The sequence below is a fragment of the Dyadobacter soli genome, from assembly GCF_900101885.1.
In the GTDB taxonomy this organism is placed as follows: domain Bacteria; phylum Bacteroidota; class Bacteroidia; order Cytophagales; family Spirosomataceae; genus Dyadobacter; species Dyadobacter soli.
Window position 1 is genome coordinate 394,615 of sequence record NZ_FNAN01000004.1, and the last position, 12,656, is coordinate 407,270.

Here is a 12,656-nt window from a genome sequence, read left to right on the forward strand (position 1 = left end):
TTAGAGCACGTTTTTCTTGATCGCCTTTCCCCAGAATTCTCCCAGAACGGCCACGCCTTCTACATTAGGATGCAGGTAAAACACGCCCTGCTGGCCGTTTTCCGGCTTGAAAAGTTTGAGATAATGCTTTTTGAAATATTTGAAAGCTTTGGTATCGCCTTTGAAAACGCGTCCCGGCTCGGTGCTTTTGTATTCGCCGATGAGCGCGTCGAGCTCCGGCACGTAGGTTTGAAGCCGCTCCAATCCCTCGGCGAGGTACTTCGAACGATTGTAGGTGTTGGTACTGTACCATATCGGGTGGTGAATGATCACTTTACTGCCGGGATAGCGTTTCAGCAGCTCCGAAACGATCGTCTGTACATTCTTTTTGTAATTTTCTTTCGAAACCGGTGAGCCGTTAGGACCCTGTATCGCGCTGTCGTTCGTGCCCAGTTTCATCGAAAAGAGCAACTGGTGGTCCTTTTGAAGATACAAACTGTCGGCAGCCGTGGTGGCGAGGGTGAAGTATTTACCGGTTTCAGGCAGCCAGTCGACGGTAGTGGAGCCGCTCCGGCCTACATTGGCATACAACACATCCTCGACGCCCTTTTGTGCTTTCAGATAGTTGACGGCGTGTGTCGGCGGCGGAAAGCCGTTATCACCCCCCTTGCCTTGCGTGATGCTGTTGCCGATGAAGACAATGCTCAGTTTGGTTTGGGAAAATACATTTAAAGAAATCAGCAGCAGTACGGCGACAAGCGATCGGGTTCTCATTGATCGGACAGGTATGGGAAGCGATGAACATTTTCAAACAATGTTTAAGAAAAGCCTCACACCGCAAATACTACCGAAAAAAGCGCATCATTTTACCAATACTTTCATCAGATCCGTCAGGCTGACCGAAAACGGCAGGCCGGATGCGCGATTGGCGCGGTAGCCCGGAAGCTGCGTCACGTCCCAGCGCATGCCCGCAAACTCCGGTTCCACATCCGGGTCTGTGGTGTAAACCAGGTATAGCTCGCGGGTAGGTCCGGGATACCCTTTTTCCAGCAAATCCCGCCTCGAAAACAACCTGGGCGACCTGTTATTTAATTTGAAAAGCATGCTCGACACCGTCTGCCCGGGCCCATGCAGCAGCAAATACCGCGCATTCACTTCCGCCACGCCCAGCGACAGCGACCCGCTCTTCGCACCCGTCCGGAAGTTGTACAGGTTATGCTTCCGGACCCAGGCCAGGTGCAGGTCATTTTTGTAATAGCCTACCAGCACGAAAGTTTCGTCCGGGATCAGGTCGCGGTTCTTGCCGAACGGTTCGGGCAACAGTTCCCGCATTTCCTCAGACGACCGGCTGTTGTAAATATCAAAATTCCTGAAAGCGATCTTTTCCCGCTGCGAGGCCCTGTTCTGGAAATGCGCTACCACGTCGGTGAGAAAGCGTTTCAGCTCGTCGCGGCCATTATCGGTTTTGGACGGACGGATCGCGAATGCGCCGAGACCCGGGATAAGCTCATGGAAGCCTTTGCGTTTGTACACCTGCCCCGTCGCGCCCGGGTACAACACATATGCCCCCGCGGTGCGACGAATCGCATCCTTATAACTATGCATTTTCAACAGATCGTCGCGGTGATGGTCCGGCTGAATCCGCCCCGCCGTGAGCATTGTTTCGTCCTCGCCAAACACTCCGGCAACCGATTCCACCTTGTATTTAGCGTCGAAATGAATGTGCACGATCAGTTCCTCCGTTTCGGCCTGGGCCTGGGAAACGCCTGCCGGCCAGATCGACAATGTGAAATCCGGCCGCATGCCGGTTGTCCAGCTACCCGCTTGCGGATAGTCGTTTTGTCCGGAAAACGATCTGTTGAAACTAAACTCGACATTCAGTTTCCTCGAACCTGCATCGAAAATGCCGCTAACCGGTAAATGCCGCCCCTGTTTGAGTTGAAGCGCCAGTCCGTTCTTAGTAGGCTTCACCAGATCGCTGATGTGCGCCGGTTCAATGGCGAACACGCTCTTCACCACATCCAGCAGTTCGAAAAAGAGCCAATATTCGTACAGCACGGCAACATCCTTTTTGCCTGCCTGGTACACGTCGTCGCCACCCCGCCACACCAGCCGGGCGGCCAGATCGAACATCAGCCAAACCCGAAGCACCTGCTTGTAACCCTCCTTGCGGACGAGCCCGGGGCCATTCAATGCAAGCCGCAGCGGCTTCTCTACTTCTTTGAACAACTGGGCCGAAAGCATCCGGTTCAGATGATTTTCTAATAAGGTAGCTTCGTCGTAAAAGCGGCTGCGCACCGGTGCAATGCTTTTGATATGCGCCACAAAACCTGCAAAAACTTCCAACGCATGCTTTACAAACCGGTTTTCGGGCGTATCCACCGAGTCTGTTTTCGAACTTACCGATATCCGGGCCGGTACCGACGCCATTCGTCTTTTGAGATTATGATGACTGGGAAGCACAATGCGACTACCCCTTGTAGCCAGTTGAGCAATCGCTTTCCAGTCGGGCTTACGCAGGTTGCGGACGTCCTGTTCTATCTCCTCGCCCGTCCATTTGGTAATCGGGTTCCGGATGATTTTCTGGAATGCTATTTCAAACTCCCGGTTGGTAAGCACCGCATTCACGAATGCGAAACGCTGATACAATGTCTGAGGATCAGTCAGATAATCGGGTGTGAATGGATGTGTAACGGGTGCATTGTAATAAAACAGCAGATCGGTGCAGCGCTCGGTGATCCCTTCCAGCATCAGGCGGTAATCGCTTCGGTAACTGGCTTTCCTGGAACGGATTTCAACTTTGATTTCCCCGCAACAGGCATTATCCGACGGCCGCAAAACTTCGATCGTAAGCGTACCCACGTACACATTCGGCGTCAGGCGGCCCATTGCAGGATTAATGCGGGAAGGCACCACCACGGGCGACTCTCGCAGCGCATATGCTCCGAGCACTTCATATTCATAAAAGCAGCCTTCCAGTAGTTGAACACGTGCTTCGCCGTGCTCGAAAGCGTCCCATTCGTCCAGTTCAAAAAAGGTCGGCTCGCCGCGTTCTTCGGCGATAATGCGCACTGAAACGATCCCGTCGGAGGTTTCTGCATCGATAAGGAGTTCAGTTCCCTTCATCAGGCCTCCGCGTAGCTGGCAAAGCCATGGTCGATCAGGTTCCTGTAAATGCGCCTGATCTTCTCCAACGCGGCCGGGTAATGTACCGCCTGCGCGTCGGGCAAATCTTTTTTACCGGTCAGGTAGTCGTCGAGCAGGTCGGGATTAGCGAGGCAGCGACGGCCCAATGCTTTCAATACCGGTTCCAGCTTTCTGCGGGAGCCGTAGATTTTAGGTAAAAGTTTTTGCATTAAAGCGGCGTCCATTACCTTTTGCAAAGGCCAGTTCGCACCCAACACATTGATAACCGCCGCAAACCGCAGAATTTCAGCCGCGCTCCGGTATCCGAACTCAGCTCCCGCCGGTTTTAGTATTTCAAACAATGCGAGTAGCTCTGCATTGAGCTGTTCGCGTACCGGACTTTCCGGAACAATGCTTCGCGCCATTTCCACGAACACTTCGGCCGCAGCTCCACCTGCCATACGCCGGTTATCGGACTCAGATTTACCGGCTGATTTCAAGAATGCCTGCATTTCGTCCTTCGAAATACTAAACTCGATCACACTCGCCCTATCGAGCACCTTGGGACTGAACATGTAGGTAGTTTCGTCGATATTGACTGTCCCCACGATGAAAAGATTGGAAGCTACAAGCACGCGTGCCGGTACTGCGCCGGCTGTGCCATTGTGCAGCCGGATAGGCTCACCGGACTCCATTCCACTCAGGAAATCGGCAAAATACCGCTCCACGTGGCTTAGATTCATTTCATCGAGGATCAGGAAGTAAGGTCTACGCGGATTAGCCCCGGCGGAGATCAGTAAATCGACGACGCCGCTTTCGGGCTTCACGTACTGGCCGGGTTCGAGCGCATTCGGGAAGCCGAGGAGCGGCTCGCGGTTAGTCCAGTCCGCCCCGACCGGCACCAGGCAAACCTGCTCTTCCGTTTCACAAATCCATCGTGCAAATGCGTGCGCCAGCCGCGTTTTACCTGCGCCCGAAAGCCCCGTCAGGATCACAAAAGGCTTCGCAATGAGTGCCGCTACAAAACGGATCACCACATCCGGATCAATTTGCAGGCCGCTATCCAGTGCATATTGGTAAAATGCCGGGTAGTCGAAGCGCGGCGTTTTCGCAATGCCTTCCGCGGCGAGGGTAGCGTGGTAAATGCCGGTTATTTCCTGCAAATCAGCCTTTATTTGCCCTCTGTCGAGATCAGCCACTTCATAAACCCTGAAAACAAACGAGCCGCCATACCTGGCAGGCTTGCCTAATCCATTTCTTTTGAAGTAGCTGTCGATGGTTTCCATGCCCGATTGACGCCACGGGACCGGGGGAGGGAGTGTTTCGCTGACGCCGAACGACAGCACGAGCAATTGCTGGTTTTTATAAAAAAGATAAAATGGGTAAATGCCGCTGCTGATATGCTGCCCCGGCGCGAGAAATGCGATCCAGGGCACCCTCGCAGGATGGCCTTTTCCAAAACTGATCTTGACTTTAAGCCCTTCCAGCCTGTTCGCGAAGTGGGAAGTTTTGAGGTTTTCGGTCTGGCATTGCGCCAGAAAGCGGGTAAGCTCGTCGAAAAAATCCATGTAATAGTGTGTTTGAGATCAAATTCATTCTATTGGCTTAAATATGAATGAAATTTTGTTCTCTCCCAAGCAAAACTAACCCTCGAAGCGATTTTATAACCCTGGTTATTAAGCTGATACAAAGAAATTATTCCAGATTACCCAATGCAAGGTCGATGTGCCCCAGGTGGTGCTTCACGTGCCAGACCGACATCGCCAGCGCCTGCCGCTGATCAAGCCAGAAGCCACGCAAATGGTGGTAATATTTCCGGGCGAACTGCTCTTCGTTCAACGAACCCGCCAGGTAAGCGTACCGGGCGTGTGTTCCTTCGAAAATGGACAATGAAACATCGATCGGCATATGCAGAGAGTCGGAAGTGAAGGCCCATGCATTCATGTCAATCATGGTAACTTCCTTGTAATCCGGCTCGGTAATGGCCTTTTTCATGCGCAGGTAATGCACAAATTGCAAATCCGCCACGTGGTGAATGAGCTGCCGGATTGTCCAGCTTCCTTCGCGATAGGTTTTTGCCAGATCCTCGTCCGAAAGGTGCTCGACGCGCTTCCGGTATTCCGCCGGAATTTCGGCGATGATCTGTATGAATTCCCTCACCTCCTCGTCGGAATACGTTTCCTTCAACGCAATGGGGCCAATGGGAAAGCGGCGGTCGGTCATGCGTTTTGCTTTCTTTTGGATTCAACAAATATGGCGCCTACCACAAGCCCTACCAGCAACAGGGAACTCACAAGGTCGATTTTTTTACCCGCAACCACCGAAACCGGTTCGAAGCGGAACTTGATCGTATGCTTGCCCGCAGGTACGCGCAACGCACGCAGTACGTAGTTGGCGCGCAACAGATCGGCCGGCTTGTCGTCGATCGTCACCTGCCATTCGTCGCGGACATTGTAATAAATCTCCGAGAACACCGCCAGGCCATCGCCATTGGCATTCGTTTCGTAAACCAGTTCGTTCGGTTTGTAGGAGATCAGGCTGATCTTCGACGTCGAATCGGTCGCTATTTTCAGGTCGCTTAATTTCGCTGCGAAACGCTGGTCCACCACCGCTTCTTCGCGCAGATTAACAGTGCGCAGCGCGGCCATTTCAGCATCCGCATTGGGCACAACTTTAAATGATTTGACAAACCACGCGTGGCCGTAAGCTTGCGGATTGGGCTGCGCCACTTTGTTACCTTGCTGATCCGGCGTGATGAAATACTTGGCATTCAGCATGTTCAGCACTTCCATATTGGGCTTTTCAGTAAAAAACTGATTTTCAAAAAGCTCCTGGTAGCGGCGCATTTTGGCAGCGTGGTACCCGCCCAATGATTTATGGAAATAAGATGCCTGGGCGCTATTGAACGGTCCTCCATGGGAAGCGACGTCATAAACGCGGTAATCCGGGTCGGTATCGCGCAGGATCTGCTCGTCGGCCGGCGAAGGTGTAGTAACCCCCTGCGCGACGTAAGCACTCACAAAATCTTCGTTATTAAGATACCTCTTATCTACCCCGAACAGGTCGAAAATCACGAGCACGAGCAATGCGCTGTAAAACACCATCGATTTCAGTTTATCCTGGGCATAAAACCACACCAGCGCAGCGGCCAATGCAATGAATACCAGTCCCCGGATCGCATCACCTTTCATGAGGCCTTCACGATCCTGCACAACTGCATTGTAAAGCAGCTGACCAAATTCGGGGCTTTGTGCCTGTTGCCCATACTGTTGCGCCAGCGCGGCCATCTGATCGTTTGCACCTTTGAAGCCGAAAAACAACCCGGGCAGCAATGCCATGATCAGCATGAGCCCGCCGGTAATGCCCACGGATATCAGGAATGGCTTTTGCAGCTCCTTCACAGTGATTTTCTTTTGCGCAATCGCGGAAAGCGCCAGAACACCCACCATTACCATCTGCATTTGTGCCAGCGAGATCACCATCGTCATCGCCCGGAACTTGTTGAACATCGGGAAATAGTCGAAAAACAGGTAATTGATCCCTGCCAGGCTCTTCCCGAGCGCCCAGATCACGTAGAGCACGATCACGCCCGCGGCCCAGTGCTTCAATGGGCTTTTAACAATAAACAACCCGAGCACGAACAGGAAAAATACGATGGCGCCAATGTAATTAGGACCGCCCATGATCGGCTGGTCACCCCAGTAAAGTGGTAGCTGCTGAATGACATTCTGGGCTGTGGCTGCATCGATACCACGGCTGGTAATTGCCTTAAATGTTTCGGAAGAATTCGAAAGCGGACCGACCGAAGCACCACCATAGGCATTGGGGATCACCAGCGTGAGCAATTCTCCAAGGCCGTAACTGTATGTAAATGCATATTCCTTATCCAGTCCGGTGCCTTGTTTGGCAGCGGCGTCTTTGCCGGTTACCGTCAATTCCGATTTACCGCGGATGGTTTCTTTGGTGTAATCATATGCATTCCAGAGGCGCGTCGTATGCGTCCCGACAGCCACCACGGCAGCGAAAGCGAGCCCGCCGAGTACCAGTACCAGGTCTTTCGCAAGGCCTTTTTTGATCAAAGCAATGCTTTCGACGATCACCAGTATCACAATGCCGATACCCAGGTAGTAGGTAATCTGCACGTGGTTGGCATACAATTCCAGGGAGAGAAACAATGCGGTAACTGCCGCTCCGGCCAGCCAGTTACGGCGGAAAGCAAGGATTATGCCCGCGAGCACGCCCGGCGCGTACATGATCGCGATCACCTGCGAAATGTGCCCGGCTTCGAGGTTAATGACGTTGAAACAGGAGAATGAGAATGCCACGGCGCCTATCGCTGCGAGCCAGCCGCCCGCGCCCAGCACGAGGAAAAGCACATAAGCGCTCACCATGCCGATCAGGAAATAGTTGGCCGGCGCCGGGAGCAGCTTGTTCACCCCCTGCCCGATTTTCGTGGGAATGCTGGTAGGATAGTCGGCCGACACCAGGTATGCGGGCATCCCGGCAAACATGCCGTTCGTCCACCACGAACGCTCGTTGGTTTGCTTATAATAATCCATTACCTCCCGCGCACCTCCCAGCGCCTGTATCTCGTCGGTAGCGCTGAGTTTCTTGCCTTGCAGCACCGGAGAAACGTAAGCGACGGACAAGATCATGAAGCCAATGACAGCTACCAGGTGGGGCCAGAGACGTTGCCAGGAGAACAGATTTTTCATTTTGGTAATATTAAAGCTACGGGTTGATTTCGGATGAAAGCGGTACCGGCCACGGTCCGCCCTGAATATGACTTTTCAAACAGTAATAGTAGCAACGAACGCCGGTTGAGGGATATTAAATTTCCATTAACCGGCGCAAATATAGGAGTATTGGTATATGTTTGAGATGCTGAAAACGATTCTTGTTCCGGCATTTTTTTAACATAATTAAGAATCAAGGCATATATTTTAAGAAAATACCGGATAAATTTGCGGAAATTGTGCCTTTTAAGGTTCGATTGGAGCTGTACATAGAAAGATTAGAAGTAACCCGAAATTATTAAATGAAACGAATTGGAGTTTTTACCTCAGGAGGAGATGCCCCTGGTATGAACGCCTGCATCCGGGCGGTAGTACGCGGAGCATGCTACCATGGTATTGAAGTATTTGGAATCAGAAGAGGATATAGCGGAATGATCGCCGGTGATGTCTACAAAATGGAGTCTCACTCGGTCAGCAATATAGTTCAAAGAGGAGGTACTATCCTCAAATCGGCCAGAAGCAAAGAATTTATGACCCCGGAAGGCCGCAAGAAAGCATACGACAACTTGCAGGAACTCGGCATCGAAGGGCTTATCGCCATCGGTGGTAACGGTACTTTCACCGGCGCGATGATCTTCGGAAACGAGTACGGCATCCCTACCGTAGGCGCTCCGGGAACGATCGACAACGACTTGTACGGAACCGACTACACTATCGGGTTCGACACGGCGGTAAATACTGCATTGGACGCGATCGACCGTATCCGTGACACCGCCAGTTCACACGACCGCATTTTCTTCATCGAAGTAATGGGCCGCGACTCAGGCTACATTGCCATCCAGTCGGGTATCGCAGGTGGCGCGGAACTGGTAATGGTTCCGGAAGTACTGACGCCAATCTCGCAGGTGGTCGACACCCTGAAACAGGGATGGAGCCGTTCGAAATCATCTTCCATCATCATCGTGGCGGAAGGCGACGAAGAAGGCAGCGCGCAGGAAGTAGCCGATAAAATCAAAGTTCAGGTGGATGAGAATGCGGATATCCGCGTAACCACGCTCGGCCACACCCAACGTGGAGGAACGCCGTCTGCGTATGACCGTATCCTCGCTAGCCGCCTTGGATTGGGCGCATTGGAAGGCCTCATTGCAGGACAAAAGAATGTAATGGCCGGTATCATCAACAATGAGCTGGTGTATACGCCTTTCGAAGACACTATCAGACTTCCGAAGCCTATCAACGAGGATTTGTTGAGAATGGTGAAGATCCTGAGTGTGTAACCCAGGCAACGTTTAGCAGTAACCTACTGCTTTATAGGCAACATAGCCTACAAATTCATGCCATAGCTTGCAGAACTGCATGAAGGCATTGGGGTCAGGTATCAGGTCCTGAAGATCAAACTTATTGTATCCCCCACGAAAGTCGGCCGGGAAGGGGTCTGTATCGATTCCTATTTTTTCGAAACACCCGGCCGACCGGCGCATGTGAAATGCGGAAGTAATCAGCAGGTATTTTCCGGAAGGAAACATTTTGTTCAGGATACGGCGCGAGTACACGGCATTTTCATGTGTATTACGGGCCATTTCTTCAAAAACAATATCATTGGCAGGCACCCCCCAGCTTACCAGGAGCGACGCTGCCTGGCGCGTTTCTCCCTGCCTTTTCGCCATCAGCATCTCCCCGCTTGTGCCGGTGATCAATATTTTCCTGATCTTGCCGTGCTTGTAGAGCAGATATGCTTGCAGGACCCGGTCGCCATGATTACCCATTGCCGGGCGTTCCTGCCTCGGGGTGGTGGTGGAAATCAGGCCGCCCGACAGCAGAATACCAACGTCGTAAGTCCCTTTCACTTCATCGGGGTTCAAGAATTTCGCTTCCCACGCGTTAATAGCCTTCGTAACCAGGTACGAGTTGGAAGCCAGCCCCAGCAGCACGATCACCATGCCCACCGAAAGCTTCCTGCGCCGGTCGCTTTTGGTGAAAAATGAATAGATAAGTATAAAAAACACAACGCTCAAAGGCATTATGAGAAAGTCGATTGCTTTGGAGAGAAAATAAAACATTTGAATAAGAACCCTGCTGATGTTAGCGTTTTGAAGTTAATTTTACAGACTTCAAAATTTGAAATAATCCAATAAACTGCTTTAAAGCAAACTTCCCATAGCCCGATGAGAGATTATACCCGCACTTTCCTATTGCTAGTACTCGCCGTTTCCGGCCTTTTTTCAACCAGTTACGCCCAGGGCTACCGCATCGAAGCCACCATTAAAGGAATGGGCGATTCCTCTTTCGTCATCGGGCATTATAACCGCAATGCTACGCTGTTTGTCCCCAAAGATACCGCCAAGGCCGATGCTACCGGGAAGGTTGTGTTCGAAGGCAAAACGGCACTTCCCGGCGGCCTTTATGTGATCCTTTTCCCGGGTAACCAAAAGATGATCGAACTCATCTATTCGGGCAAAGAGACCAACTTTTCACTCGAAGCGGATACCGCCGACGTAAATACCTCCATTAAGATAACCGGCTCCAAAGAAAACGACCTTTTCTATGGTTATCGAAAAGAATTAGCCAAAGGCAGCAAGGAAATCGAGGCGTTGGGCAAGCAGTCGACACCCGAGGCGCAGGCACGCATTCGTACCATACAGGAAGGATTTGGCACCTATCGCAAGAAATTGCTGTCGGAAAACACCGGAAGCTTCACCGCACAGCTGCTGAAAATGTCGGCCGACCCCGAAATTCCTGCCGCCCCTAAATTAGCCAACGGCAAAACCGATTCGATGTGGGTGTTCAACTACTACAAGGCGCATTACTGGGACGCATTCGATTTTTCGGACCCGCGCATTGTAAATACCCCGTTCCTCGAACCTAAAATGGAACGTTACTTCAAAAACCTGGTCGTTCAGGTACCTGATTCCATTATCAAGGACGCAGACCTGATCGTGAAGAAGGTTTCGGCCAACAAAGACCTTAAATCGTGGACGGTATTTTACATTACCAATCAGTATGAAAACCCCAAAACGGTAGGTACCGAGGCTGTGTGGGTGCATATGGCCAACAAATACTACCTCTCCGGTGAAATGGGTGTGGGGGAAGATGTTAAAAAACGCGTTGCCGAAAAGGTAGCGACGATGAAGGATCTGCTGGTGAATAAAACCTTCCCCGCATTGACATTGACCGACCCTGCCGGTAAAAAAGTGAGCGTACAGGCCATCGACGCCAATTATACCGTGCTATTCTTCTTCGCACCCTCGTGCGGGCATTGCAAGGAAGCTTCGCCTGTACTGAAAGCGTTTTATGATAAGAACAAGGCTAACGGCATCAAGGTAATGGCCATTTCGACCGAGCATAATGTGGAAGAATGGAAGACTTTCGTGAAGACTTATCACCTCGAAGGATTGCTCAACGGCTACGATGCCCTGAACCAGATCGATTTCAACCGGAAGTTCGATGTGGTGACGACGCCGACGATCTACATTCTCGATAAAAACAAAAAGATCATCGCCCGCAAAATGCCTGTGGAGCAAATCGAGGACTTTTTGAACTACTACCAAAACAAAATGGCCAGAAAACTCTGACCATCTCGCTGAGGCGCTATTTAAATCTCACTTACAGGAATGCTACGCAAATGGGCATTTTCACGGCAATGCTTTCGTGCTTGAACGTGAATTTGCCCGTTTTTTCATCCACATCATACACCACCAGATTGTCCGACGCCTGATTGGCCACGATCAGGTATTTCCCGGTCGGGTCGATATTGAAATCGCGCGGAGTAGCGATGGATTTCGTCTGCTGGTCTACCATTTCAAGTTCGCCATTGCCCAATATTTTGAATGCGGTGATCGAATTATGGCCGCGGTTCGAAACATATACGTAATTGCCGTTCGGGTGCAAATGGATGGCCGCGCTGGTATTGCTCGGCCCCGAATAGTCGGCTGGGATTGTAGGATAGGTCTTAATGGCCGTAATCGCCCCTTTTTTATCAATCGAGCAGGCGGTAACTGTTGCATCCAGCTCGTTCAGCAGAAACAGGCGCTTGCCTTGCGGATGGATGATCAAATGACGCGGGCCGGCACCGGCTTTGCCCTGAAAAAAGGGCTGAGCCTCATTTGGCGTCAGTTTTCCGGCAATGGCGTCGGCACTGTAATTCATCACTTTGTCGCTTCCTAGATCCGTCACATACACGTACTTCCCATCGGGGCCCGCCGTCGCGAAATGCGCGTGGGCTTTTTCCTGGCGTTTGGCATTGGGTCCGGTCCCGGTGTATTGCTCTTTGTAAACGGGCGCGCTTAGCTTTCCATCGGCGTCGATGCTATAAGCTGAAAAGCTGCCGCCGCCGTAATTGGAAACAAAAGCCATTTTACCCGTTGGGTGTACCGAAACATGGCAGGGTCCCATACCTTCCGAGGGCTGGCTATTCTGAAATTTCAGTTTCCTGTCCGCGCCGATGGCATAGGCCGACACTTTATTATCCGACCCGATCGCATACAAATGCTGCTTGTTGGGCGAAATGGCCACATAGCCCGGCGCTACCGACTTGTTGATCGTGTCGATGAGCGTAATCTGGCCCGAAGCCAGGTTCAGCTCGCAGCGGGTGATCGAGGAATTCGACCCTTTGTCCTGTGTACCGACGTAAAAAGTAATGTTCCTGTCCTGCGCGAAGGCATTTAACCCGGCCGAGAATAGTATAATGGACAACAGCAGTTTTTTCATGTTTGTGTTTTTAGTGAATCCCCTATTGCTTGGGAAAGGGATGTTAAGGGCTTTTTTAATGTTGGTTTCCGCGAATCTTGCAAACCGCAGCCAGAATTGTGTAACGCT

Annotated in this window: 9 protein-coding genes; 2 read left to right on the forward strand and 7 right to left on the reverse strand. The window is 51.6% G+C overall.

Annotation, left to right across the window (positions count from 1 at the left end):
• From BLQ88_RS08295 to BLQ88_RS08315, 5 genes are all read right to left on the reverse strand, one after another.
• Positions 1–753 (reverse strand): GDSL-type esterase/lipase family protein, encoded by a 753-nt coding sequence (locus BLQ88_RS08295; RefSeq protein ID WP_090148346.1) that lies wholly within the window; start codon positions 751–753, stop codon positions 1–3.
• Between the two features lie 87 nt (positions 754–840).
• Positions 841–3,105 (reverse strand): DUF2357 domain-containing protein, encoded by a 2,265-nt coding sequence (locus BLQ88_RS08300; protein ID WP_090148348.1) that lies wholly within the window; start codon positions 3,103–3,105, stop codon positions 841–843.
• Positions 3,105–4,673, reverse strand: a complete 1,569-nt coding sequence (locus BLQ88_RS08305) for an MrcB family domain-containing protein (protein WP_090148350.1) — start codon at positions 4,671–4,673, stop codon at positions 3,105–3,107. Before BLQ88_RS08305 ends, BLQ88_RS08300 begins: the two co-directional genes overlap by 1 nt.
• 127 nt (positions 4,674–4,800) lie before the next feature.
• Positions 4,801–5,328 (reverse strand): YfiT family bacillithiol transferase, encoded by a 528-nt coding sequence (locus BLQ88_RS08310; protein ID WP_090148351.1) that lies wholly within the window; start codon positions 5,326–5,328, stop codon positions 4,801–4,803.
• On the reverse strand, positions 5,325–7,820 hold the full coding sequence (locus tag BLQ88_RS08315; protein ID WP_090148352.1) for a hypothetical protein: 2,496 nt from the start codon (positions 7,818–7,820) through the stop codon (positions 5,325–5,327). Before BLQ88_RS08315 ends, BLQ88_RS08310 begins: the two co-directional genes overlap by 4 nt.
• Positions 7,821–8,143: 323 nt before the next feature.
• On the opposite strand from BLQ88_RS08315, the gene pfkA reads away from it, so the two are divergent.
• Positions 8,144–9,118: a 6-phosphofructokinase gene (gene pfkA, locus BLQ88_RS08320; protein WP_090148353.1), complete on the forward strand. Its 975-nt coding sequence runs from the start codon at positions 8,144–8,146 to the stop codon at positions 9,116–9,118.
• 12 nt (positions 9,119–9,130) lie between these two features.
• On the opposite strand, the gene BLQ88_RS08325 is transcribed toward pfkA, so the two are convergent.
• Positions 9,131–9,862 carry a YdcF family protein gene (locus BLQ88_RS08325; RefSeq protein WP_229212624.1) on the reverse strand — a complete coding sequence of 244 codons (732 nt, stop codon included), beginning with the start codon at positions 9,860–9,862 and terminating at the stop codon, positions 9,131–9,133.
• Between the two features lie 144 nt (positions 9,863–10,006).
• On the opposite strand from BLQ88_RS08325, the gene BLQ88_RS08330 reads away from it, so the two are divergent.
• Complete coding sequence (locus BLQ88_RS08330) at positions 10,007–11,413, forward strand: TlpA family protein disulfide reductase (RefSeq protein WP_090148356.1); 1,407 nt, start codon at positions 10,007–10,009, stop codon at positions 11,411–11,413.
• 31 nt (positions 11,414–11,444) lie between these two features.
• Here the strand turns inward: BLQ88_RS08330 and BLQ88_RS08335 are convergent, their stop codons facing one another.
• Complete coding sequence (locus tag BLQ88_RS08335; protein WP_090148358.1) at positions 11,445–12,548, reverse strand: lactonase family protein; 1,104 nt, start codon at positions 12,546–12,548, stop codon at positions 11,445–11,447.
• Positions 12,549–12,656: the final 108 nt, after the last annotated feature.